The organism is Burkholderia sp. BCC0044 (assembly GCF_902832955.1).
Taxonomy (GTDB): domain Bacteria; phylum Pseudomonadota; class Gammaproteobacteria; order Burkholderiales; family Burkholderiaceae; genus Burkholderia.
Window position 1 is genome coordinate 24,902 of the sequence record NZ_CADFDO010000007.1, and the last position, 24,670, is coordinate 49,571.

25 protein-coding genes are annotated in these 24,670 nt (G+C 66.9%); 4 read left to right on the forward strand and 21 right to left on the reverse strand.

Going from position 1 to position 24,670, the window contains the following annotated elements:
* Positions 1-353: 353 nt before the first annotated feature.
* A complete protein-coding gene (locus HWX14_RS31900) occupies positions 354-998 on the forward strand; it encodes a response regulator transcription factor (RefSeq protein WP_175886183.1) in 645 nt (214 codons plus the stop codon).
* A gap of 14 nt (positions 999-1,012) precedes the next feature.
* Here the strand turns inward: HWX14_RS31900 and HWX14_RS31905 are convergent, their stop codons facing one another.
* The 18 genes from HWX14_RS31905 to HWX14_RS31990 form a co-directional block, all read right to left on the reverse strand.
* On the reverse strand, positions 1,013-2,041 hold the full coding sequence (locus tag HWX14_RS31905; protein WP_175886184.1) for a fimbrial protein: 1,029 nt from the start codon (positions 2,039-2,041) through the stop codon (positions 1,013-1,015).
* Positions 2,042-4,732, reverse strand: a complete 2,691-nt coding sequence (locus HWX14_RS31910) for a fimbria/pilus outer membrane usher protein (protein WP_175886185.1) — start codon at positions 4,730-4,732, stop codon at positions 2,042-2,044. It lies immediately after the preceding gene.
* A gap of 79 nt (positions 4,733-4,811) precedes the next feature.
* Positions 4,812-5,582 (reverse strand): fimbria/pilus periplasmic chaperone, encoded by a 771-nt coding sequence (locus HWX14_RS31915; RefSeq protein ID WP_175886186.1) that lies wholly within the window; start codon positions 5,580-5,582, stop codon positions 4,812-4,814.
* 143 nt (positions 5,583-5,725) lie between these two features.
* Complete coding sequence (locus HWX14_RS31920; RefSeq protein WP_175886187.1) at positions 5,726-6,268, reverse strand: fimbrial protein; 543 nt, start codon at positions 6,266-6,268, stop codon at positions 5,726-5,728.
* A gap of 212 nt (positions 6,269-6,480) precedes the next feature.
* A complete protein-coding gene (locus tag HWX14_RS31925) occupies positions 6,481-6,711 on the reverse strand; it encodes a hypothetical protein (protein ID WP_175886188.1) in 231 nt (76 codons plus the stop codon).
* Positions 6,712-6,820: 109 nt separating this feature from the next.
* Positions 6,821-7,135, reverse strand: a complete 315-nt coding sequence (locus tag HWX14_RS31930; protein WP_175886189.1) for a hypothetical protein — start codon at positions 7,133-7,135, stop codon at positions 6,821-6,823.
* A gap of 99 nt (positions 7,136-7,234) precedes the next feature.
* Positions 7,235-9,376: a peptidase domain-containing ABC transporter gene (locus tag HWX14_RS31935; protein WP_244130386.1), complete on the reverse strand. Its 2,142-nt coding sequence runs from the start codon at positions 9,374-9,376 to the stop codon at positions 7,235-7,237.
* A gap of 65 nt (positions 9,377-9,441) precedes the next feature.
* Positions 9,442-10,701, reverse strand: a complete 1,260-nt coding sequence (locus HWX14_RS31940) for an HlyD family efflux transporter periplasmic adaptor subunit (RefSeq protein ID WP_175886191.1) — start codon at positions 10,699-10,701, stop codon at positions 9,442-9,444.
* Between the two features lie 55 nt (positions 10,702-10,756).
* Complete coding sequence (locus HWX14_RS31945) at positions 10,757-12,052, reverse strand: TolC family outer membrane protein (RefSeq protein WP_244130387.1); 1,296 nt, start codon at positions 12,050-12,052, stop codon at positions 10,757-10,759.
* Between the two features lie 183 nt (positions 12,053-12,235).
* Positions 12,236-13,018, reverse strand: a complete 783-nt coding sequence (fliR, locus tag HWX14_RS31950) for a flagellar biosynthetic protein FliR (RefSeq protein ID WP_175886193.1) — start codon at positions 13,016-13,018, stop codon at positions 12,236-12,238.
* Positions 13,019-13,046: 28 nt separating this feature from the next.
* The gene (fliQ, locus tag HWX14_RS31955; RefSeq protein WP_006401718.1) at positions 13,047-13,319 is read right to left on the reverse strand and encodes a flagellar biosynthesis protein FliQ; all 273 of its coding nucleotides are present in this window, start codon (positions 13,317-13,319) and stop codon (positions 13,047-13,049) included.
* 17 nt (positions 13,320-13,336) lie between these two features.
* Entirely contained in the window at positions 13,337-14,098 is a 762-nt protein-coding gene (gene fliP, locus HWX14_RS31960) for a flagellar type III secretion system pore protein FliP (protein WP_175886194.1), read from the reverse strand.
* A gap of 36 nt (positions 14,099-14,134) precedes the next feature.
* Complete coding sequence (gene fliO, locus HWX14_RS31965; RefSeq protein WP_175886195.1) at positions 14,135-14,704, reverse strand: flagellar biosynthetic protein FliO; 570 nt, start codon at positions 14,702-14,704, stop codon at positions 14,135-14,137.
* On the reverse strand, positions 14,701-15,189 hold the full coding sequence (fliN, locus tag HWX14_RS31970; protein WP_175886196.1) for a flagellar motor switch protein FliN: 489 nt from the start codon (positions 15,187-15,189) through the stop codon (positions 14,701-14,703). Before fliN ends, fliO begins: the two co-directional genes overlap by 4 nt.
* Positions 15,182-16,180, reverse strand: coding sequence for a flagellar motor switch protein FliM (fliM, locus tag HWX14_RS31975; RefSeq protein WP_175886197.1), 999 nt, complete (start codon positions 16,178-16,180; stop codon positions 15,182-15,184). Before fliM ends, fliN begins: the two co-directional genes overlap by 8 nt.
* A 22-nt stretch (positions 16,181-16,202) precedes the next feature.
* Entirely contained in the window at positions 16,203-16,703 is a 501-nt protein-coding gene (fliL, locus tag HWX14_RS31980; protein WP_175886198.1) for a flagellar basal body-associated protein FliL, read from the reverse strand.
* 247 nt (positions 16,704-16,950) lie between these two features.
* On the reverse strand, positions 16,951-17,673 hold the full coding sequence (locus tag HWX14_RS31985) for an LrgB family protein (protein WP_175886199.1): 723 nt from the start codon (positions 17,671-17,673) through the stop codon (positions 16,951-16,953).
* Positions 17,674-17,685: 12 nt separating this feature from the next.
* On the reverse strand, positions 17,686-18,156 hold the full coding sequence (locus tag HWX14_RS31990; protein WP_175886200.1) for a CidA/LrgA family protein: 471 nt from the start codon (positions 18,154-18,156) through the stop codon (positions 17,686-17,688).
* Positions 18,157-18,298: 142 nt separating this feature from the next.
* Between HWX14_RS31990 and HWX14_RS31995 the strand changes: the two genes are divergently transcribed.
* A complete protein-coding gene (locus HWX14_RS31995) occupies positions 18,299-19,225 on the forward strand; it encodes a LysR family transcriptional regulator (RefSeq protein WP_089488012.1) in 927 nt (308 codons plus the stop codon).
* Positions 19,226-19,297: 72 nt separating this feature from the next.
* On the opposite strand, the gene HWX14_RS32000 is transcribed toward HWX14_RS31995, so the two are convergent.
* Entirely contained in the window at positions 19,298-20,860 is a 1,563-nt protein-coding gene (locus tag HWX14_RS32000; protein WP_175886201.1) for a DHA2 family efflux MFS transporter permease subunit, read from the reverse strand.
* Between the two features lie 178 nt (positions 20,861-21,038).
* Complete coding sequence (locus HWX14_RS32005; RefSeq protein ID WP_175886202.1) at positions 21,039-21,527, reverse strand: MarR family transcriptional regulator; 489 nt, start codon at positions 21,525-21,527, stop codon at positions 21,039-21,041.
* Positions 21,528-21,700: 173 nt separating this feature from the next.
* Between HWX14_RS32005 and HWX14_RS32010 the strand changes: the two genes are divergently transcribed.
* On the forward strand, positions 21,701-21,991 hold the full coding sequence (locus HWX14_RS32010) for a multidrug ABC transporter ATPase (protein ID WP_175886203.1): 291 nt from the start codon (positions 21,701-21,703) through the stop codon (positions 21,989-21,991).
* A 281-nt stretch (positions 21,992-22,272) separates the two neighbouring features.
* Positions 22,273-23,850 (forward strand): efflux transporter outer membrane subunit, encoded by a 1,578-nt coding sequence (locus HWX14_RS32015; RefSeq protein ID WP_175886204.1) that lies wholly within the window; start codon positions 22,273-22,275, stop codon positions 23,848-23,850.
* A gap of 25 nt (positions 23,851-23,875) precedes the next feature.
* On the opposite strand, the gene HWX14_RS32020 is transcribed toward HWX14_RS32015, so the two are convergent.
* The gene (locus HWX14_RS32020; protein WP_175886348.1) at positions 23,876-24,664 is read right to left on the reverse strand and encodes a type II secretion system protein N; all 789 of its coding nucleotides are present in this window, start codon (positions 24,662-24,664) and stop codon (positions 23,876-23,878) included.
* Between the last annotated feature and the right edge of the window lie 6 nt (positions 24,665-24,670).

Genomic DNA, 24,670 nt, shown 5'->3' on the forward strand with positions numbered 1-24,670 from the left:
TTCGTTTAGGGGTTTTCCAGCAATCCGATCGAAGTCAACGGCATCTCCTGCCCGCCACGCTGCGCGTCCTGCAGACGGCCGCAGGACCTTCCTGCCATCACGCGACGCGCGTATTCCCCTCGTCGTGCGATGCGTCGATCAAAGCCGGCGCGCGCCGATGCACGATTAGACCGGGCACCGGAATCCATCGGCAGCGCCAGAAACTCCCTTTCCGAATCAGCGCTCTATATCGATATTAATCGTACAAATACTATTGATTAACGATGTCGAGATATTAATACTTTGCTTTCGATGAGTTATTTAAGGTGATATTCATTTTTGTTTTATCTATTTAACATTATTGGACTTGCTTCATGACCGCAATCACTATCGCGATCGCCGACGATCATCCCATCGTCGCGGATTGGCTCACGAGCCTGCCGCACTGGCCTCCCGGCTATCGCGTCTTGCATTGCAGCACCAGTGGTGCAATGCTCGTCGAGTCGTTGATGCGAGCGCCGGCCGATATCGTCATCAGCGATTTTGCGATGAGCAGGGGAGACCGGTCGCTCGATGGATTGATGTTGCTGCGCAAGCTGCGCGAGATCGTGCCGGATGCCCGGCGCGTATTGTTCACTGCCCAATCGAACCCCAGCGTGTTCACGGCCGCGACGAAACTCGGTGTGAGCGCCATCGTCAGTAAGGAGGATGCGGCAGAGGAGATCGTCCGCGCGTGCCGCCATCTTTGCTCGGGCGGCATCTGCTATTTCTCGCCGACGGTCCGCTCGATCATCGAGCAAACCGGGTCGCTTCCGGACAGTGTCCAGCCCACGCTCAGCCGAAGGGAGCTGGAAGTCGTACGCCTGTTCGCCTCGGGTCATTCGCTCGTCAGCATCGCCGAGCAACTCGGCTCCTCCGTGAGTACCATTTCGACGCAGAAGCACACGGCGATGCGAAAGCTGCAGGCCGAGACGAACGTTCACTTGCTGCGCTATGCGTACGAGAACGGGCTCGTCTAATGGCGTCTGGCACATTACCGGTAGATGATCGTAAACGTAGCCGTGCCGTTGGCAGTGCCGGGTTTCGCGGTCGCATTGGCCTGATAGTAGCGGACGGACAGCGGCACCGAGAAATTCGACGACCTGACCTGCGACGACGGTGAATCGGCGATCTTCCACGGCGTACCGAGCTGCACCGGCTGACCGTCAGACTTCAGCAACTGAATCCCGACGCCCGATGCGTTGCTCCCCGACGACAGCGCTACCACGCCGTTCGCTGCATCGAGTGCATTGCCCTCAAGCATCATGTTGACGACGAAGTCGCCGGCAACGCCGGAGTCACACTGAATCCCGACCGCGAAACCCTTCGACGGCGACGTCGAGCCGATCCCGGAACCGATTCCGCCCGCCTTGCCCAGCGTGTGCGTGCCGAGCTCGACCTGGAGCGAAGGGGTCGTCGTCGTGCAGGTCGTCTTCTGAAATGAGACATTCTCGAACCCGACCAACAGATAGCGCGCACTGTCGGACTGTTCGTTCGGCGCGGCGATCACCCCGGCCAGCACTGACCTCATCGGGAGATCCGTCGGCGTGGACGGCGTCGCGCCGACTTTGACCAGCTCGATGTCGACCGTCGCCGTTACCCTCGCCTCGCCGGTTCGCGGGATCATCGTGCCCGTCGGAATCTCCGCGCTCCCGTGTCCGCGATTGCCGTTGTAGGTCACGTACAGCGCGATGCCGTTGGCGGTCAGCAGAGGATCGTCCAAGTATCGATAGAATATCGCCTCCATGCTGCCCGACATAGGCAGCACCTGCCAGCACCTCGCGGAAATCTGGATCCCGCTCTGCTTCCATAGGACCGTGTTGACCGGCGCATCCCATGAAATCTTCAGGTTGTCGGGCAGCGTGGCCAGTATGCCGCCGGTCAACGACTCGCACTTCGCCAAAGCGGCCGCTTGCGCGGAGCCGATGCCGGCCGTCCCGATCAGCAGCGCAGCCGCGGCCGCGCGCAGCGTCGGGCCGAATCGGCCCGGGCCGTGCATCATTCTTGTCGTGTTGCGTTTCATTCAGTGTTCTCCTGCAATCCGCGGTCGAACGGACGGACGCCGTTGCGCGCGGTTGTCGACATCGGCACGCTGTTCAGCGATTTCGCATGGTGCGTCGATGCGCTCGATTCCCGAGGGCGCTGCACGTTCGTCGAGCGAAGGCAATACAACCTTGATCGAACATTGCCATGCATCGGCGTGCCCCCATTTCACGGTGAGCCGCTCGGCCGGCCCCGACAGCCTCGCGTAGATCTGCCCGCCCTGCGACACCATCCCGACGTTGTTGCCGTTGCCGTCGAATACGGGCGCGCCCAGCGGGAGTTCCGTGCCGTCGGACGCCTGCGTCTGAATCAGTACCGGGCGCCCCGTCACGGTCGGGTAGCGCAACATCACGACCGCACCGTGGTGCGGTGCGACCTGCTGACTCGTCGACTGTAGTTCGACGTCGGCCGGCAGGCCGCGCGGATCGATCTCGATCTCGTTCAGCCGGTAGGGACTGAGGTACGGCACGACCGCGTAGCCGCGTGCGTCGAGCCGGACGCCGCCATAGCCGGACACCGTCGCGCCGTGCGCTCGCGGGGCCTCAACGATCGCCATCGTGTCGGATGCGTACGGTGTCGCGGTCACCCCGCCCGGATGCGCGACGATCGTCCCGCTCAGGCCGAACGAGGCCGACCCGTAGCCACTTCCCTTGCCGAACGCGCCATGCACCGCCGAGTATGGCGTCCGGTACTGGGCGGCGACGTTGCCGGCATAGGTGGGGCCGGCATTGCGCGAGGCCGACACCGAATAGCTCCCCTCGCTGCCGGCACCGATCAGGCCGGTTACGCTCGCCATCGACGTGACGCCGCTCGCGCCGTCGCGTGCGACGTTGACGCTCATCCGCGGCGCACGTGCCTTCGGCCCCAGCGGCATTGACACGGTCAGCATGTATTGCGTGTCGGCGACGCCGGAGAATGAACGCGAGCGGTTCGCCGACAGGTTGTAGTCGAATACGCGATAACGGTTGCTGTAGCCGGCCTGGAACTGCGTGTCGGTGCCGCCGCGCCCCCAATAGTTCTGCGTGTAACCGCTCACGTAGAGCTGGCCGCCGCGCTCGCCGAAGCGCTGGCTCGCGGTGATCGACACGCGATTGCGCGCGCGCCACGCAGGGAGCGCGGCGTTGTCCGTCAGGTTGCGTTGCACGTTGTCGACGAACGCCATCGCGTTGTTCAGATCGAGGTAGCCGGACGACGAGAAGCGGTACGCGGCCACCGAGACGTTACTGTTCGTCGCCTCGATCGTTTTGCTGTACGTGACGCGCACGCTCGTCCCGTTCATCCGCTGGCCATACTTCGACGTGAACGCGCCGGACACGTCGATCGCCAGCGCACCGATCGGCAGGTTGAACGCGCCGCCGAGCAGCACGTTCCGATAGTGCTCGTTGGCGAGCACGCCGCCGTACAGCGTCAGCAAGTTGTTGATGCCACGCGTATAGGTGGCCTGAACGATGCGCGGCATGCGCGACAGGTTCTGGTCGCGCACCGTGCCGGCGACGAAGCTGAACCGGCTCCGGCCGGGGCGCAGCGATTGCGGGACCGCCGCATACGGCACCTTGAAGCGGCGCTCGGCGCCATCCGCTTCGGTGACGGTCACGTCGAGATCGCCGCCATAGCCGGTCGGATACAGATCATCGATCACGAACGCGCCGGGCGGCACTGACGCGTCGTAGATGATTGCGCTGTTCTGGCGCACCGTCACGCGCGCGTTCGAATTCGCGATGCCGCGCACGACGGGCGCATAGCCGCGCTGCGAGTCGGGCCACATCCGGTCGTCGGTCGCGATCTGCACGCCGCGGAACGCGAAGGTGTCGAATATCTCGCCGGACGTGTTCGCGTCGCCGATCCGCACCCGCGCGTCGACCGCGTGGATGTCGCGCTGCACGTACGTGTTGATCGCGCCGTAGCGCCGGCCTTCGTGCTGTTGCCAGTTCAGTGCGCCATCGTGCCGGAAGTACCAGCCGCCGATGTTCAGCCCCGCATTCACGCCGACATACGCGGAGTTCGCGCTTTCACCGTGCGATACGTTGCGGTAGACGTTCGCGTTGTAGCCGAAGATTCCAGCGGTGACGCCCCGATCCCACATCGACGGGTCGACATAGCCGCGCGCGGTGCGGCGCAGAAGTGCCTGGGGGATCTGCGCGTCGACGCGCGCGGCTGCGGGATCGAGCGACAGCGACGCGTCGGGCACCAGTTCGTCCAGCGATACGCATGCGTGTGCATCGTCGAGCGCCGCGCGCTGTTCGGCAGGAATCCGGCCGAGGTCGAGCTCGAGCTTGTCGAGCAGACGACGGGCGACACAGACTTTCGTGACGCCGCTGCGCACTTCCCGCACCGTCACGTCGACGCGATCGAGCAGCGTGCCGTTCAGATAGAGATCGACGCGATACTGGCCGGGCCAGACGGGATTGCCTCGTTCGTAGCGCGAAAGGTCGATCGGGCTGCCGGGCTCGGACAACACGAAGTCCGGATTGAATTGCACGCCCGATGGGGTGTCCGGCGTGGCAGTGCGTTCTCCGATGGCGGGTTGCCGGTCGGGGGTGGGCGCGAGCGTGTTCGCCGCGACGCCGAACGGCATCGCGGAACACGCGAACAGCACCATCGCGTACGTGCGGCGCAGAGCGGGCGCAGACGGGCCCGCGCACGGCTCCGCCGCGCGGCATGCGTGTTCCATGATTGTGTTCCTGATAGTCGGTGCGAACGCGCCGGGCGGGCCGGCGCGACAACTGCGGGAAGGCTCCCGCGCGTTCGAGTCAGGGCGCGGGCGTGATCGCCGCTTCCCACTTCGACTCGGAGCCGAAGTCGTTGATCGTCGAGTAGCCGAGCGTCGTGCCGGCCGGCAGATCGGCGAGCGGGGCGTCGGATGCGAACGTCAGGGAGGCGCCCGGTGCGATCATCGCGCCGTCCTTCGTCGTGAACAGGCGGCCGTCGTGTTCGACTCGCGCGTTCAGCACCGTGACGTTGAACGCCGACGGATTCGTCGCGCGCAGCACACGACCTTTGCCGTCGGCGGCCGGCACGACGGACCACTCGATGGCCTTCGCCGCGGCGGCCGCGCCATCGCCATCAAGCCCGGCCGGCCGGAAGAACAGCTTGATTCGCGAGCGGAATGCGAGCTGCAGCGCGGTCGTCGACGTCGACTCCTCGACTTTCGGTGGAATGTCGAGCACGTTCAGCCAGAACACGGACTCCTTGTTCTGCGGGAGCGGATCGCCGGTGTAGACGATTCTGACCGTCTGCCCCTTTGCGGGATCGACGCGGAATACGGGCGGCATCAGCACGAACGGGACCTTCACGGTGCCCGGGCGCGACTTGATATCGCCGGCGTCGATCCATGCCTGAACGAGCGCCGGCTGCTTGCCGGTGTTGTCCATCTTGACCGTGATTTCACGATCGGCCGCCGGATAGATCACGCGCGTGCCGGAAATGATCACGCTTGCCGCCGCCTGCTGCACGAAGCAGGCAAGCGCGATGCAAACACATGCCGCGACACGGCGCGAAATGAACGAGGAAATTGGAAACATGGTGCGTGTACTCAATGGGCGGGAAACACCGGCAAGCGGGGTTTCCCGCGGTACGCAGTCGACGGCCATCGGGTGATGCGTCGACCGGCTGTCCCGCGCGGCGTCGTGCCGTACCGGCTACGATGCAGCGCGTGCGCCGACGCTTACAGGTAGTCGATCGAGTACGTGACCGACGTGCTCACGCTACCCGCGGTGGTCGCGGCCGTCGCGTAGTACTGCGCGCCATAGACGAGCGTCGCGGCATTGTTCTTGAGTGCGACCGGCGTAACGGTGCGCTGGCTGTCGTGGCCGGCTTTCAGCACGTTGCCGTACGTATCGAGCAACTGCACCGCGACATTGGTCGCGGCGTTGGTGGCCGCGCGATTGATCAGCGTGCCGTTGGAATTGTCGACGTTCGGGCCAGCTTCGAAGAATGCGCGAACCGATTCGCCTGCGTTCTGGCACTTGCTCAGTTCGATCGTGAAGTTCGTCGCGCCCGCCACCTTGCCCGGGGCACCCAGCTGGGCTGAGCCTACCGTCGGAAGCTGGACCGTGCCGTTGTTGTCGGCGCCGTTGACCTTGATTTCGCACGATGCACCGCTCAGCGCGCCGGAGAAGTTCACCGTGCCGTCGTAGGCATGCGCGGCCAGCGGCGCGAACGCCGCGATTGCCGTGGCGATCGACGCCAGGGTAAGTTTTTTGTTCATGTTTTGGTTTCCTTGAGAGTCTCTGAAAAACGCCGACTTTGGATTGTTTCGGCTCGGTAAATTTATTTCGAGGACAGCACCGACCACAATCGCAATCCGTCCAGAAACGAACCGCGGCAACGCGAACGGCGATTCGTCATCAAGCCGTATTCGCCTGATGGAGCAGGACTGCGAATCATGTCGATCGCACGAAACTCCGCCGACGAAGCTGCCTACCGGTTCGCTGCCAGCCGGAACATCGCTGCGATGCCCGTGAGCGCCGCCACGACGATGATCTTTCCGATCGTCTTGATCACGTTCATGTCGGCGCTATCGCTGGGAAACGGATTGACGTAGTCGCCGTTGGGTTTGGGCCGCAGGAGGTTTGAGATCCAGTCCTGCACGTCGCTGGTCGTCAATCCGCCCGAAACGGCTGCATGCTCGGTGTGGTTCAGTTCACGCATGATTTGATTCTCGATTGAATGGGAAACGCGCCCCACCGCTCGTCGGGGCGGGCCGTGGGGCTGCGATATCGTCCTGCCTGCGGAAAACCGCGGCTGAACGTGTCCGTCATTACTTCGGGGTCGGCGACAGCCAGTTGAAGATGTTCTCCATCAGCGTGTTGAAGAGCTTGACCGTCTGCTTCTCGTCATTGACCGCGCCATAGATGACACCGCCGATCGTACTGACCACCGCGCCGATGATCATGCCGGCGGCGCCGGTGATCAGGCCGACGCCGAGCAGGCCGCCCTGCGCCCCGCCCACCACGGCCCCCTTGGCAAGGCCCGAGATGAAGCCGGTGAGCCCACCCAGCCCCATTGCGCCGACGCGGCTGAAGAATCCGCCGCCGCTCACCTCGTTGATTTCCATCATGGTCAATTCACGCATTTAGGCTCTCCTTGAGTAGCGTGTTACCGGTCTTGACGGGCCGGACCGGCAGCGGCCGCCGTCGCGGTATGCGACGGCAATTGAGGATGCGGCAACGCGCTATGCCGGTTCGGCCGCGAACAAGGCGCCGACGTCGGCTTCCCGCGCGCGTCCCCCTGCGAGCAGGACCACCCGGTCCGCGCTGCGTATGGTTTCCGGGCGGTGCGCAACGATGATCCGGGTGATGTTCATTGCCCGCACCGCGTCGCTGATGAGCCGCTCGCGCTCGACGTCGAGATGACTCGTCGCCTCATCGAGGATCAGGATGGCGGGCTTGCGATAAAACGCACGCGCGAGCAGCACGCGCTGGCACTGGCCGCCCGACAGGGACGAACCCATGTCGCCGACGAGGGACTGATATGCCATCGGCATCGCGGTGATGTCGTCGTGAATCTGCGCGAGCCGCGCGGCCTCTTCGATGCGCGCCTGGTCGGGTTGAGGATCGAAGAAGCAGATGTTGTCGGCGATCGAGCCGGCGAACAGGATGTCGTCCTGCATCACGCAGCCGATTTGTTCGCGATATCCGTGTAGCCCCAGCTTGCGGATGTCGACGCCATCGATCGTCACGCTGCCTTGTTCCGGGGTCAGCAGCCCGAGCAGGATCTTCGCCATCGTCGTCTTGCCCTGACCCGACGGACCGACGAGCGCGACCGATTCACCGGGCGCGATGGAGAACGAGCAGTCTTCGAGTACCCACGGTTCGGTTTCCGCGTAGCGGAAGCTCACGCCCGACACGTCGACCGCCGGCGCCGGATCGCGGCCCGCGCACGCCGGCTCGCGCACGACCTTCGCTTCCATATCGGCCTCGACATCGGTCAGCACGATGTCGGCCAGACGCTCGCCGTGCAGGCGCAGCATGCGGAAATCGATGATCGTGCCGACCAGGCCCGCTCCGCGTGCCATGAATTGATCGGCGAAGCTGACGAACGCGACGAGCATGCCCGCCGAGAACTGGCCGTCGAGCACCTGCTTCGCGGCGAGCCACACCAGCACCACGCGGCCCGCGCCCGAGATCACGCCCTGCAGCGTCGAGAAGCCGATCGACAGCCGCTGGATCGCAACGTTCTTGTTGGTGGTCTCGACGACTGCATTCGCATAGGTGGCGACGCGCGCCTCCTGCTTGTTCGCGAGCTTGATCGCCTGCACGCCGCGGATCGATTCGAGCAGGTTCGACTGCGCGCGCGCGTCATAGATGATCTGCTCCTCGTTCGCCTGACGGAACGGCCGGTACGCGACCCACCGGATCAATGCGTACGTGGCGAACAGGCCAATCACGAGCCATGTCAGCGTCGTGCTGTAGACGAACAGCATCGCGAGCGTGACGATCGCCATTACGCCGTCGAGCAGCGCGCCGACGAACTGTGTGGTCAGCGTGCTCTGAATCGAGCCGATCGCACCGAAGCGCGACACCACGTCGCCGATATGGCGCTGCTCGAAATACGTCATCGGCAGCTTGAACAGGTGCGCGCAGACGTTCGCGGTCCATTGCACGCCGAGCAGGCTGGAGAACCACGTGACCACCCAGGAGCGCAGCGCCGACACCGCGTTCTGGAACAGCACGACGAGCAGGAAGCCGATGCCGAGCAGGGTGAGCAGATCGGCGTCGGCCGATACCAGCACCTGGTCCATCACCCATTGCATGTAGAACGGCGTGATGATGCCGAACACCTCCAGTGCCGCCGACAGCAACAGGACCTGCGCCAGCGTCGCGCGAATGCCGATCACGCCGCCGACCAGCTTCGCCATCGAAATCGACTCGCGTGCCTGCGCACGCTTGAACGAAGGCGAGGGCATCAGCTCCAGCGCGACACCGGTGAAGTGATCCGAAACCTCCGCGAGCGGGACGTCGCGGATGCCGCGCGCCGGATCGTGGATCGTGATCTTGCCGCGCGACACCGACTTCAACACCACGAAGTGATTCATGTCCCAATGCAGGATGCACGGGCGGCGCAACTTGCCCAGCTCGTCGAGCTCGAGCCGCAGCGCACGCGACGCGAGGCCGAGCCGGTGCGCGATCAGCATCACGTCGCCGAGCGTCGCGCCCTTCAGCGACGGGGGGAAGCGGCGGCGCAGACTGACCAGGTCGATGTCGTGGCCAAAATAGCCCGCAACCATACCGACGCAGGCAAGGCCGCATTCGGCCGCCTGGGTTTGCAGCATGTTCGGCAGTCGACGGCGCCAGCCGAACTGCAGGGCATCCATCCATTTCATCGTTCAATCAGCTCCGTAGCGAATACGTGTGTGCGTGGCAGCGCGTGGCCCCGCTGTCATGCGGAAGCCCGTCGGCCGAGTGCGTACAGCGGTTCGAGGACCCATTCGATCAACCGGCGCTTGTCGATCAGCACGTCGGCCTCCAGCGCCGTGCCGGGCCGCAATTGCTCGCGCTTGCCGTATGCGTCGATGCTTTGGCGGTCGAGCGCGACGGTCACGCGGTAAAGCTGCTCCTGCACGTTGTTGCGGCCGGTGAGATTGGCGACCTCCTGCGGCGACAAGGCGGTGCGCGACACCTCGGTCACGCGACCGAACTGCTGGCCGAATTTCTGGAACGGGTAGGCCTCGTAGCGCAATACGACGCGCGCACCGGTACGCACGAAACCGATCGCGCGGCTCGGCACCATCAGTTGTGCTTCCAGCTGCGCGCCCTGCGGCAACAGCGAGACGGCCGACTGGCCGGCGTTGACGATCTGTCCGGGCTTCGCCAGCAGCGCGGCGACGACGCTTGCCTGCGGCGCGCGCAGAATCACCGCTCGGCGCGCTTCGTTTTCCGCGATCGACTGGTCGACCTCGGCGAGCTTGCGCTCGATGTCGTTTCGCTGGCTGCGGGTGTTGAGCGGCAGCTCACGAAGTTGCTGGCGCACCTGATCGAGCTGCTGCATGACGTCGAGCCGCTGGCGCGCGAGATCCTGCAGCCTCGCCCGGGCGTCGAGCAACACGCCTTCCTGCTGTTCGACCTGGCTGTTCGACGCATAGCCTTGCTCGCGCATCGATTGCAGCTTGGCGAGCTGGCGCTCGGTGAGTTCGGCCTGGCGTGTCCGCTGGTCCTTTTGCAGTGCAATTTGTGCGAGCTGGTCGTTGAGCGCTTCCGCGCGCGCCAGCAGGCCGCGCCGCGCTTCGCCGCTCAGTTGCGACTGGCTGGCAATGTCGGTTTCGAGCCGGGAGCGCTGGAACTTCAGCTGCCGACCGACCATCTCGCGCGTACCGCCGAGTTCCGTCGCTACTTCGGCCGATACGGCCATCAGCTCGTCGCCGGCCGCGACGGCCTGACCTTCGCGTACCCGCACGTCGATCACGGTGCCCATCAGCGGCGGCGCAACCGACAGCAGGCCCGTCACCGGCAGCAACTGACCCTGGACGCGCTCGCGTTTCGTATAGGTGCCGAACACGAGAAACGCGACGATCGCGAACGTCAGCGCGGTCGCGACGCCGATCATCAGCCATCGCCACGGGGGCGAATAAAGGCTGACGGTGCCCATCAGCTTGTGCTTGGTCGCGTCGAGCGCTTCCTGCCGGAACAATGAATCAGTCATGAGCCATCGGGAAACAGTGATCGATTGAAGGGGATGCGGAAGGGGGGGCGGCCGCTCAGCAAGCGATGGCGGATACGTCGGCATCGCCGAGCGTGCCGAGCGCGGCGGACAGCTGCAACCGTGCGCGCAGGTAGCGATAGCGCGCTTCGGCAAGGTCGCGGGTCGCCTCGAAATAACGCTGCTGGGCGTTCAGCTCGTCGATCTGCGTACGCAGTCCCACTTCGCGGCCGAGATGGGTCGACCGGACCATGCCGGCCGCAGACGCGAGCGCACGCTCCCGAGCGCGGATCAGCGCCATGCCGTTGGTGATGCCGAGATGCGCGCTGCGTGCGTGTTCGCGCGCCTTGCGACGGACATCCTCGAGCGCGTCGCGCGCCTGGTTGCGCCGCCGATAGGCTTCACGGCTGGCCGACAACTGACCGCCGCCGGCAAACAACGGAATCGTGACGGTCACGCCGATCATGGACGAGCGCGTCTTCGACGTCGTGCCGAAAATGTCGTCGAGACCGTTTTGATTGGCGCCGCGGCTCCAGTTGGTTCCGTAGCTGGCCTGCAGATTGACAACGGGCAGGTTGGCGCCCGTGGAGGCAACCACGTCGGCGCTCGACTGATCGAACTGCTTCTCGGCAAGACGTACGTCGACGTTGAAGCGGGCGGCTTCGTCCATGGCTGTCGCCAGATCCACCGGCGCCACCGGCGCGGTGCACTGCCACGCGATCGGCGCGATGTCGGCCGAGGCCAGTCCGGTGAGTCGTCGCAACGTGCCTGCCGCGATCTCCAGATCCGTCTGCGCGCTGACCTTGCGTGCGAGCGCGTCGTCGAGATTCGCGCGTGCTTCGTCGACGTCGGTGCGCGTGCCATCGCCGACCGCCAGCGCGGCCTGCGCCTGGTCGAGTTGCTTCTGGAATGCCTGCCGTGCGGCGTCGGAAGCCTGCAGTACGTCGCTCGCGTAGAGCGTGTCGAAGTACGCGTCGGAAACGTCGACGAGCAACGTTTGCTCGGCCTTCTCGTATTCGATGTCAGCCTGTGCGGAAAGCGTGCCACCGCGCCTGAAATCCGCGATCCGCGTCACATCGAAAATCGGCTGCGTGAGCGTGGCCGCCATGTTGTGGCGCCGGACGGCCGCTGCGTATGCCGCGGTGGGCTGATCGTGCCGCGTGTAGCTGCCTTCGAGCTGAACACGCGGCAACAGCCCGGCGAGACCTTGCCAGCGTTTTTCCCGGCCTGCGAGCCGCGCCTCGCGTGCCGCGGCAATGCCCGAATCGAACGTGCGGGCGGCATTCACCGCGTCGAGAAGCGTGGCGGCGTGAGCCGGCAATGCGGCGGCAAGCCAGCCGAGCGCGGCAAACAATCGTATGACTCGAATGAATATCATCTGTAACAACACGCGACGACTGTCTAGTCGAACACGTTGCGATCTCTGCTTCGTCCGTAAAGGAACGCATTATTGAGGGTCGCAAAACACAGTGATATCGCAATTCGTCCATTTTGGAATACGGTTCACTCGATGTCGATCGGACACCGAAGCTATCGCCTACCGCCACCCGATCAGCACCCGCCCCATCGCATCGAGCCCCATGTCGAACAGGTGCGACACGAACGGCACCAGGTTCGGCACCATCAGTTGCACGAGCAACAGTCCGACGAGCATCGTCACCGGAAAGCCGACCTGGAACACGCCGATCTGCGGCGCCGCGCGGTTCAGGATGCCCAGCGCGAGGTTCGCGATCAAGAGCGCCGCGACCACCGGCAACGCGAGCAGCAGCCCCATCTCGAACACGGTCGCGCCGAATGCGGCGAGCGTGCGCCAGCCCGGCGCGTGCAGCAGGTCGCCCGACACCGGCAGCGACTGGAACGACGCGGCGAGCGCCGCGAACACCTGCAGGTGGCCGTCCACCGCGAGGAACGCGAGCATCGCGACCGCGTTCAGGAAGCGGCCCATCGCCGGCGTCGCGCCGCTCGTGTGCGGATCGAAGAAGGTCGCGAAGCCGAGCCCCATCGACAGCCCGATGAAGTCGCCGGCCGCTTCCACGGCCGCGAACACGATCTGCATCGTGAAGCCCATCGCGACGCCGATCAGGAATTGCGTGACGAGGATCCAGATGCCCGGCGCGGAGAACACGGTGACGTCCGGCATCGCACCGAGCGTCGGCGCGACGACCAGCGCCATGAACGCGGCCAGGCCGATCTTCGCGCGCACCGGCACCGCCGCGTGGCCGACCACGGGCGCCGTCGCGACGAGTGCGAGCATTCGCACGAACGGCCACAGGAAAGCCGTCAGCCAGCCGTTGAGCTGCGCGTAGGTGACCGAGAACATCGTCGTGGAACGGAGCCGGGCGCGCCGCTCAGCCGGCGCCGAGCGTCGCGACGTGCAGCAGCGTCTGCCGCAGGTAGTCGAGCATCGTCGTCAGCATCCACGGGCCGGCGATCACGAGCGTCGCGGCGACCGCGAGCAGCTTCGGGATGAACGACAGCGTCGCTTCGTTGATCTGCGTCGCGGCCTGGAACAGGCTCACGACGAGGCCGACCGCGAGCGCGACCAGCAGCAGCGGGGCCGCGAGCAGCAGGCCGACCATCATCGCCTGATGGGCGAGGGTCATCACTTGTTCGGGCGTCATCGCGCGTGTTCCTCCGCTTAACTGAAGCTCTGCGCGAGCGAGCCGATCAGCAGCTGCCAGCCGTCGACCAGCACGAACAGCATCAGCTTGAACGGCAGCGACACGGTGGACGGCGACACCATCATCATCCCCATCGACATCAGCACGCTCGCGACGACCATGTCGATGATCAGGAACGGGATGAAGACCGTGAAGCCGATCTGGAAGCCGGTCTTCAGCTCGCTCGTGACGAACGCGGGCACCAGCAGCGACAGCGGCACGTCGTCGGGGCCCTGCATCGGCGCGGCCTTCGAGATCTTCGCGAACAGCGCGAGATCGGTCTCGCGGGTCTGCTTCAGCATGAAGGTCTTGAACGGTGTGACGCCGCGCTGCACGGCCTGCTCCATCGGCATCGAGCCGTCGGAAAACGGCTTGTAGCCGTCGTTGTACGCGCGGTCGAGCACCGGCGACATCACGAAGAAGGTGAGGAACATCGCGAGGCCGACGAGCACCTGGTTCGGCGGCGTCGTCGCGGTGCCGAGCGCCTGGCGCAGCAGCGACAGCACGATGATGATGCGCGTGAAGCTCGTCATCATCAGCAGCATCGCCGGCAGGAACGACAGCATCGTGAGCAGCAGCATCGTCTGCACGCTCAGCGAATAGGTGGTGCCGCCGTGCGGGCCCGGGCTCGCGTTGAACGCGGGCAGGCCGTTCGCCTGCGCATACGCGAGCGCGGGGGCGAGACAGAGGATCAGCACGGGCGCGACGCGCGCCGCGCGCCGCAGGAATGCATGTTTCATCGGAATGCGAGATCGGAAAGAGGGCGCGGCGCCATGTCAGCGGTCCCTGCCGCGACCGAGGCGTTTCGCGGCTTCGCCCGCGAGCGCGTCGCGAAACCGCGCGCCGAACGTGCCGGGCAAGCCGGCGTCGGACGCATGGCCGCTGGCGGGCGCATCGGCCGATGCGGAACCCGCGGCGGCGGCCGCCGAACCGGCCGGCAGCGTGTGCAGCAGCCGCACGTTGCCCGGCGCAACGCCGAGCACGAGCCAGGTGTCGCCGATCTCGACGATCGTCGCGCTTTCCTTCGCGCCGAGCCCGACGCTCGACACGACCTTCAGCGGGCCGCCGCGTCGCGCGGGCTGGAAGCCGAAGCGGCGCGCGAGCCACGCGCACGCGAACACGAGGCCGATCACGACCGCGAGCCCGACGAACGTCTGCAGCACCGCGCCGATGCCGAGCGACGGCGCGGCCGAACCGACCGTCACGCTCGACGCGATCGAACCGGCGTGGTTCACCGCGTTCATGTCGGCGGCGCCGGCCGGCGCGCCCGCCAGCGACGCGGCGACGGCAAGCGCCGTCGCTGCAATCGCGCGGCACACGCGGCGGCCAGGCTTCACGACGTTCATCGATTCAGCTTACGGATACGTTCAGCGGGCGTGATGATGTCGGTCAGGCGAATACCGAACTTGTCGTTGACGACCACGACTTCGCCTTGCGCGATCAGGCAGCCGTTCACGAGCACGTCCATCGGCTCGCCGGCCATGCCGTCGAGCTCGACGACCGACCCCTGCGCGAGCTGCAGCAGGTTGCGGATCGCGATCTTCGTGCGGCCGAGCTCCACGGTCATCTTGACCGGGATGTCGAGGATCATCTCGATGTCGTTGTGCGTCGAGCTCGCCGCGGCCTTCGACAGCGGCTGGAACACGCCCGCGCCCGTCGCGCCAGCGGGCACCGGCTGCTCGTTCTGCTCGGCGAGCGCGGCCGCCCAGTCGTCCATGCCCGGATCTTCGTCGGCCGCGACCGGCGCCTTCGCGTCGGCGGCCGACGCCGCGAGGGCTGCATCGGCCATCGCCTGCATGTCGTCGTCGGGCGTCTGGTTCAGCTCACTCATATCCACCTTCCTTCATCGAATCGCTCGCGCCGATCATCTTCTGCACGCGCAACGCATATTGACCATTGAAAATTCCGTAGCCGCATTCCATCACCGGCACGCCGTCGACCTTCGCGGTGATCGTGTCCTCGATCTCCAGCGGCAGCACGTCGCCCGCGCGCAGGTTCAGGATCTTCTCGAACGTCGACGAGATCTCGGCGAGATTCGCGGTCAGCTCGACCTCGGCCGCCTGCACCTGCTGCGACAGCACGCGCACCCAGCGGCGGTCGACTTCGAGCGCCTCGCCCTGGATCGGCGAGCTGAGCACGTCGCGGATCGGCTCGATCATCGAGTACGGCATGCAGATGTGCAGCGTGCCGCCCGTCGGCCCGAACTCGATCGAGAACTGCGTGACGATCACGATCTCGTTCGGCGTCGCGACGTTCGCGAACTGCGTGTGCATCTCCGAGCGCACGAATTCGAACTGCAGCGGCCGCACGCTCTTCCACGCGACCGTGTAGTGCTCGAACACGAGGTTCAGCAGCTTGCCGATGATCCGCTGCTCGGTGGCCGTGAAATCGCGGCCCTCGACGCGCGTGTGGAAGCGCCCGTCGCCGCCGAACAGGTTGTCGACGACGAAGAACACGAGGTTCGGGTCGAACACGAACAGCGACGTGCCGCGCAGCGGCTTCACGTGCACCAGGTTCAGGTTCGTCGGGATCGGCAGGTTGCGGGTGAATTCGCTGTACTTCTGCACCTTCACCTGGCTGACGGAGATCTCCGCCGTGCGCCGCATGAAGTTGAAGATGCCGATCCGCAGCAGGCGCGCGAAGCGGTCGTTGATGATCTCGAGGCCGGGCATCCGGCCGCGGACGATCCGCTCCTGCGTCGCGATGTTGTAGGGGCGGACGCCCGATGTGTCGCGCTGCTCGTCGACCGCATCGGTTTCGCCCGTGACGCCCTTGAGGAGGGCATCGACCTCCTCCTGGGACATGAACTCCTGGTGACCCATACGCGCTCCTTTCGCGGCCGCGTTACTGGACGACGAACTCGGTGAACAGCACGTCGTCGACCTTCGCGCGCTGGTTGCCCGGCTGCGTCGGCTGCTCGATCAGCTCCCGCAGTTCCGTCGCGAGCGAACGTTTGCCGTCCGGCGTCGCGAGTTCCTCGGGATGCTTGTTCGACAGCGCGAGCAGGATCCGGCTGCGGATTTCCGGCATCCGCGCGGTCAGTTGCTCCTGCGCCTTCGGGTCGGTGAGCTTCAGCGACAGGCCGACGCGCAGGTAGTGCTGCGCGCCGTCGTCGGACTGCAGGTTCACGGTCAGCGGGTCGAGCGGGAAGAACACCGGCGCGGCGAGCGGCGCCGGCTCGGCGGGCGCGCTCGGATGGCCGACGCCTGCCTTGCCCAGGAACACGTACATGCCGCCGGCGGCGGCGGCAGCCGCGCCCAGCGCGATGACGGCGATGAGCGCGATGCGCTTGAACTTGCCGGAGGAAGCCGGCTTGTCGGCGGTCGGGGTTGCAGTCGTGGCCATGTGAATGCGTGCGTGATGTCTCGTAGCATGCATTGTTCGGCATCCGGGCCGAGGCCGATGGGCGGAAAAGAGGGGGGAATTGCGGCTATCTCCGCCGATGGCCGGCCGGGTGTCGGCGCGATGCAGGGCGGGAACGGAGGGGGAAACGATCAGGCGGAGGCGGGGCCGAGCGCGGCCGGCGGGAACCGGGGCCGTCAGGCAGGGAGCGCGGCGAGGCGGCCAGCGGCGCCCGCCCGCGCATCCATCGTCAGATCGGCAGCAGCGACAGCAGCGGCGCGATCAGCACCATCGCAACGCCCGCGATCATCATCGTCAGGCTCGACACGACGCCTTCCTCGCTGCCGATCTCGCGCGCCTTCGCGGTGCCCACGCCGTGGGCGGCCGCGCCGAACAGCGCGCCGCGCGCGAGCCGCGTGCGCATCGGCACGAGCGCGAGCACCAGTTCGCCGAGCAGCATCCCGCAGATGCCGGTCGCGATCACGAAGAGGGCCGTGAGGTCCTTCGGTGCGTGGATCTTGTCCGACACGGCGAGCGCGAACGGCGTCGACACCGAGCGCGTCATCAGCGAGCGCTGCAGCTCGGGCGACAGGTGCAGCAGCTTCGCGAGCAGCAGCGACCCGCACACGCCGGCGGCGATTCCGACCGCGACGCCGACCGACAGCGACAGCCAGTGCCGGCGGATCAGCTCGCGATACTCGTAGATCGGCACCGCGAACGCGATCGTCGCCGGGCCGAGCAGCCACATCAGCCAGCGCGTGTCGCGGAAGTAGACCGAATACGGGATACCGGTCAGCAGCACGAGCAGCACCAGCACGCCCGGCACGAACACGAGCGGCGAGAACAGCAGCGTCTTCTTGTACGCATAGAGCCGCTTCGACGCGAAGTACAGCACGACCGTCAGCACGAAGCAGCCGACCGAGATCGCGGTATTCACCCGGTCGGCGGGCAGGTTCGATAGCGCGGCGAGCATGGCGGCTCCGGCTCAGTGAGCGATGCTCAGCCGCGCGCGGCGGCGCTCGGCGAACACGCGTTGCGCGGCGAGCCGGCGTTCGAGCTTCGCGGCGAGATCGACCGCGACGGCCACCGCGACCATCACGAACGCGGTGCCGGCGAGCATCACCAGCGCGATGCGCCAGCCGTCCTCGCGGAACAGCCCGCCGTACTGCACGGCCGCGACGGCGGCCGGCACGAAGAACAGCAGCATGTCGGACAGCAGCCAGTTCGCGCCGTCCTTCACCCACGCCGGCGCGACGCGGCCCGAGAACAGCAGCACGAGAAGCACCGCGAGGCCGATCACGCCGGACGGAATCGGCAGCCCGATCTTGCGCACGGCCCAGTCGACCGCCATCCACAGCACGCCGAGCGCGGCGGCCTGCAGCACGATCCGGCCCGTATGCGCGAGGCTGCCCGAAGCGGCAGGGCGGGCGGCGGCAGTGGCGGTCGGCTTGTTCATGGCGGGCTCCCTACAGATGTTTCTGTCAATGGAGCAAGTATAGGGTTTCCCCTAACCATAAATAAAATGACTTGTCTCTATCCTTGTCATTCCAATTCGGAATTCGCTTTAAATTCAGCTGCACCAATCTGGGGAGTGATCGATGGAATTGCGCGCGCTGCGGTACTTCGTCGAGGTGGTTCGCCAGCAGAGCTTCACCGCGGCGGCCGACAAGCTGTTCGTCACGCAGCCGACCATCAGCAAGATGGTGAAGGCGCTGGAAGACGAGATCGGTTCGCCGCTGCTGCTGCGCGACGGCCGGCAGATGGTGCTGACCGACGCCGGGCGGATCGTGTTCCAGCGCGGCCAGGACGTGCTCGCCGCGCAGGCGCAGCTGCAGTCGGAGCTGAACGATCTCGGCACGCTCGGGCGCGGCGAGCTGACCATCGGCATCCCGCCGCTCGGCGGTTCGCTGTTCACGCCGATCATCGCCGCGTACAAGCAGCGCTACCCGAACATCGAGCTGAAGCTGTTCGAGCAGGGCGCGCGGATGATCGAGGCCGCGCTGATGTCGGGCGAGCTGGAGCTCGGCGGGCTGCTGGAACCGGTCGATCCCGGCACGTTCGAGCGGCTGCCGATGGTGCGCGCGCCGCTGTGGCTCGTCGCGCCGCGCGAGTCGCGCTGGGAGGACCACGCGGCCGTGCCGCTTGCGGATCTCGCGCGCGAATCGTTCGTGTTCTATGCGGAAAGCCTCGCGCTGCACGACGCGGTGCTCGATGCGTGCCGGCAGGCCGGCTTCACGCCGTCGATCGTGAGCCGCAGCGGCCACTGGGATTTCATGGCCGCGCTCGTACACGCGGGCGTCGGCATCGCGCTGCTGCCCGAGCCGTATTGCCGGCGGCTCGACGCGAGCCAGTTCACGTGCCGGCCCATCGTCGAGCCGGAAATCACGTGGGCGATCGCGCTCGGCTGGCTGAAGAAGGGCTATCTGTCGCACGCGGCGCGCGCATGGCTCGACGTCGCGCGGGCGACGCTGCCGCTCGCGCCGGCCGACGATCTGGCGTTTGGGGGATTGCGGGCGAGGGAGTGATGGCGGGGCCGCCGGGCGATGAAGCGAACGGTGAAACAAAAAGGGCGGCCGTGATGGCCGCCCGTCGGGTCCTCAATGCCCCATCGCCGGCCCCGCGCCCTTCTTCGGCTTCGTGATCCACACGAGCGCCGCAAGCGCGATGAACATCACCGCCGACAGGTGGAAGAAGTCGTTGGTCGCCATCATGAAGCCCTGCTGCGTGACGAGCTGGTTGAGCTGCGCATTGGCCGTCTGGCCGACGATGCCGAGCTGCGCGAGCGCGCCCTGGTAATCGGTCGTGTTCTGCGCGTAGACGCTCACCGATTCCGACAGCCGCGCATGATGGTAGATCGCGTCGTTCTCCCAGAACGTCGAGCTGGCTGCGGTGCCGATCGCGCCGGACAGCGTGCGCAGGAAGTTCGACAGCCCCGACGCGCTCGCGAGCCGCTCGTCGGAAATGCTCGACAGCGTGATCGTCGTCATCGGCACGAAGAAGCATGCGACGCCGATGCCCTGCACGAGCCGCGGCAGGATCACGTGGTTGAACGGCACGTCGAGCGTGAACGTCGCGTTCCACAGCGACACGCCCGCGAACACGATGAACGCGAAGCTCGCGACCATCCGCAGGTCGAGCCGGTGCATGTTGCGGCCGATCAGCGGCGACAGCACGAGCGCGAGCAGCCCGACCGGCGCGGTCGCGAGGCCGGCCTTGCCGGCCGTGTAGCCCATCACCGTCTGCAGCCACAGCGGGAAGATCACGACCGAGCCGAAGAACGCCATGAAGCCGAACGAGATGATCAGCGCGCCGAGCGCGAAGTTGCGGTCCTTGAAGAGCGTGAGGTCGACCACCGGCTCCTTCTCGGTCGCCTCCCACACGAGCATGAATGCGATCGACACCACCGCGATCAGCGCGAGCGCGACGATGAACGACGAGTTGAACCAGTCGCGGTCCTTGCCGAGGTCGAGCATCATCTGCAGGCACGACACGCCGATCACGAGCAGCGCGAGGCCGATCGCGTCGATCCGCTGCTTCGACGTCTTCGTCTCGCGGCCGCGCAGCAGGAAATACGCGCAGGCCGCCGAGAACACGCCGATCGGCAGGTTGATGTAAAAGATCCACGGCCACGTGTAGTTGTCGCTGATCCAGCCGCCCAGCAACGGGCCGAAGATCGGCGCGACGATCACCGTCATCGCCCATAGCCCGAGCGCGAGCCCGCGTTTCGCGGGCGGATAGCTGCGCATCAGGATCGTCTGCGACAGCGGCACCATCGGCCCCGACACGAGGCCCTGCAGCAGCCGGAACGCGATCAGCGTCTCGAAGTTGGTCGCGAGGCCGCACAGCGCCGACGCGATCGTGAACGCGAGCACCGACAGCGTGAAGAGGCGCACTTCGCCGACCCGGCGCGCGAGCCAGCCGGTGAGCGGCACCGCGATCGCGGACGCGACCGAGTACGACGAAATCACCCACGTGCCTTCGCTCGTCGCGACGCCGAGGCTGCCCGAGATGGTCGGCACCGCGACGTTCGCGATCGACGTGTCGAGCACTTCCATGAAAGTGCCGAGCGCGAGCCCGACGGTCAGCAGCGCAAGCGCGCCGCCGGTCAGCGGCGCCGGTTCGGCAGCGGGGGAGGGGGCGGATGCCGTGGTGGCGGACATCGGAATCTCCTAGATGCGGCGCGCGGGGCGCGTCGGCACAACGCACGGGCGCGCGACGCAGCGCGGCCCGGCCGGGTGGAATGGAAAAGGGGAAAAGCTGAGCGGGTGCCCTGTCATCTTCTGCCCAGACAGAGAAATAAGCGAATGTTTAAACCGGGACATGGGGGCTCCGCGCGCATCAGCAGTCGGATTCGTCGGGCTTCGGGCAGCCGGTCGAATCGAGCCCGTTGGCGATGAAGCGTTGCAGCAGGCCGGTGAGCGTCGCGAGTTCGTCGGCCGAAAAGCCTTCGAGCTGCGCGTTCAGCACGGTCGCGACCAGCGACGGCAGCGCGCGGGCGGCTTCGCTGCCGCGCTCGGTCAGCGTCAGCTCGATCATCCGGCGGTCCTGCTCGCTGCGCGTGCGTGCGATCAGCCCCTTGCGTTCGAGCCGGTCGAGCATGCGCGTCATCGAGCCGCTGTCGTACGACATCTTGCGCGACAACTCGAACGGCGTGCGCGCGTAGCCGCGCGACAGCAGCAGGATCACGCCGATCTGCTGCGCGGTGAGATCGAACGGCGCGAGCGCGCGATCCATCCGCTCGACGAGCGCCTGCTTCGCCTTCGACAGGTAATAGCCGAGGCTCGTTTCCAGCGCGATGTTCTCGGGATCGTAGAGGCCGCCGGTCATACGATTGCGCGCGCAGCAATAGTGCGTTTCGGGTTTAAACGCGCCCAGTATCTTGAAAAATGATTGCTTAGTCAATATTATTTCAGTCAACCAGTTACGACGTGCATGTTGCACCGCCGGAGACTATGTTCTGACCGATCGGCCCGCACTGCGGGCACCCGAGGATGTTCGCGATGCTGTTCCTGAAAAATGCCGCCGGCGCGCTGCGCCGCAACCTGACCGATACCGCTCATCATGTGTTCTCCGGGCCGCACCGCGGCTGGAAGATCGCGCTGTACGTGACGATGCTGGTCGTGCCGGGCGGCTCGCTCGCGGCGCTCGGGTTCGCGTGGTTCGATCATCGCCGGCAGCGCCACGCGAAGGGCGGCGCCCGCCGCACGAGCCAGCCGGCCTCGTCCGTGACGGAGCCGTCGACATGGCGGGCCGCCGCCGAACCCGTCGCGGTGCCCGCGCGCTGCCACTGACGCCGCGGCGCTACCGCGCTCCACACGCTCCCGCCTGACCGCCGGCCGCGTCCCGCGCGGCCGATGTCGTACGCCCGTTCGTACGCCCGTTTTCCCGCAAGCCGGCCGTAATGGCCGGTAAACCGGCCGGCCGCGCCGGTAACACATCCGGGCCGCCGCCCACCGTACCCTTAGGGCTGCGCAGCTTTCCCGCCGTCAGTTACCATTTGTCCGCCAGCGGCACGACGACCGCATCGCGCGGCGCCGCTCGCCGGCCGTCACGCCCAGACAGGAAAACCACCATGCCGTACGCTCCCCTCCCGCGCGCCGTTCGCCCGCTGAGCGCCGCCGTCGCCATCGCGACGGCCGTGCTGCTCGCCGGCTGCGCCGTCGGGCCCGACTATCACCGGCCCGACACGTCGATCCCCGCCGCCTTCAAGGAAGCGCCGGCCGGCTGGAAAGTCGCGCAGCCCGCCGATCGCGCCGACCGCGGCGCGTGGTGGACGGTCTACAACGATCCGCAACTCGATGCGTTGATCGGCAAGCTCAACGCGTCGAACCAGACCATCGCGCAATCGGCGGCCGCCTACCGGCAGGCGCGTGCGCTCGTCACCGAGGCGCGCGCCGCATATTTCCCGACCGTCGGGCTGACCGCGTCGGGCTCGCGCGCGCGGACGCCGCGCACGTCGCTGTCGTCGAGTTCGTCGTCGAATTTCGGCAGCGGGTCGACCGGGTCGATCAACAACAGCTACAGCGTCGGCCTCGACGCGAGCTGGGAACCCGACCTGTGGGGCAAGGTGAGCCGCACCGTCAGCGCGCAGCGCGCCGGCGAAGCGGCCGCCGCGGCCGATCTCGCGAACGCGCGGCTGTCGCAGCAGGCGCTGCTCGCGCAGACCTATTTCCAGTTGCGCACGTCCGATGGGCTGCAAAAGCTGCTCGACGACACCGTGAAGTCGTACGAACGCTCGCTGCAGCTCACGCAGAACCAGTACGCGCAGGGCGTCGCCGCCCGCGCGGACGTGATCCAGGCGCAGACGCAGCTGCAGAGCGCGCAGGCCGCGCAGATCGACAACGGCGTCGCCCGCGCGCAGTACGAGCATGCGATCGCGACGCTGATCGGCGAGCCCGCGTCGACCTTCTCGCTCCCGCCGAACCCGCTCGCGGCCGAGCCGCCGATCACGCCGGTCGACGTGCCGTCCACGATCCTCGAGCGCCGGCCGGACGTCGCGGCGGCCGAGCGCCGCGCGGCGGCCGCGAACGAGCAGATCGGCGTCGCGATCGCTGCGTTCTTCCCCACGCTGACGCTATCGGCCACCGGCGGCTTCCAGAGCTCGGTGTGGTCGCAGCTGTTCACGCTGCCGGCGCGGTTCTGGACGGTCGGCCCGCAGCTCGCGGCCACGCTGTTCGACGCGGGGCTGCGCGCCGCGCAGACCGACGCCGCGCGCGCGACCTACGACCAGGACGTCGCCGCCTATCGCCTCGCGGTGCTCACCGCGTTCCAGGACGTCGAGGACAACCTCGCGTCGCAGCGCATCCTCGCGCAGGAAATCGACGTGCAGCGGCAGGCCGTCGACAGCGCCGAGCACGCGCTCGCGATCGTCACGAATCAGTACAAGGCCGGCACGGTCGCGTACCTGAACGTGCTGACCGCGCAGACCACCGCGTTCACCGCGCAGCAGAAGCTCGCGACGATCGCCGGCCAGCGGATGGTGTCGTCGGTCGGGCTCGTGAAGGCGCTCGGCGGCGGCTGGGACGTATCGGAGATGGCGCGCGAGAACGGCGACATGGCGGCGCCGGCGCCTGTGCCGGCGTCCGGTGCGGCCGCGCCCGCGCCCGCGGCCACCGCACCGTCGGCCGCCGCGCCGCTCGCGCAGAAGTAGGAAAGGAAGCGGGCGACGCGCGCGTTCAGCGCTGCGCGTCACCGAAGATCAGCGACACCTGGTTGTTGCCGATCGGATGGCCGAGCAGGTTCAGCAGCCCGGCGAGGTTCGCCTGCTGCTCGGGCGCCGCATGCGCGGTCCCGCGGAACGATCCCTGGCCGGGGCCGAAGCTGCCATGCCCGTCGAGGAACAGCGGGCCCTGCGTCGTCGACAGGTCGAGATCGGCGCCCGCGCCCTTCGCCTGCACTACCGCGCGGTACGAACCGAGCGGCTTCACGCGCGACACGCGCGAACTCATCGAATCGATCGTCACCGTCAGCTGGCCGAACGCGTTGCTGCCGATGAGCCGCCAGTCGCTCCAGCCGACCCGGACGTCGCCCTGCAGGTCGAGCGTGTTGAACGGCGTGCCGAGCCCCGCGAGCAGCGAGGCAGGCACGGCCATCGTGCCCGCCGACAGCACCGCGCCGCGCCACGTCGCATCGAGCGTGACCGCATCGGGCATCGCTTCCGTCTGCCGCATGCGCATCTGCACGCGCCCGGTCAGCAGCGGCCAGAAGCGCGTGGTCCATTCGACCCGGCCCGGCAACAGCGTCGCCGCGCTCTGGTCGGCACCCGGCGCGAGCATCAGCGTGCCCGAGCCGTGCCACAGCGACCCGTCCGGATCGACCAGATTCACATGGCCGCCGGTCGCGCGCGCGAACTGCGGCGCGATCCACGCGGCCGGCGCGAGCGCGACGAGCGTCACCGCCGTCGCGAGGCCGCCTGCCAGCACCCACGGCAACACGGCGACGAGCCGCCTTGCCCACGGCCGCATCGGCCG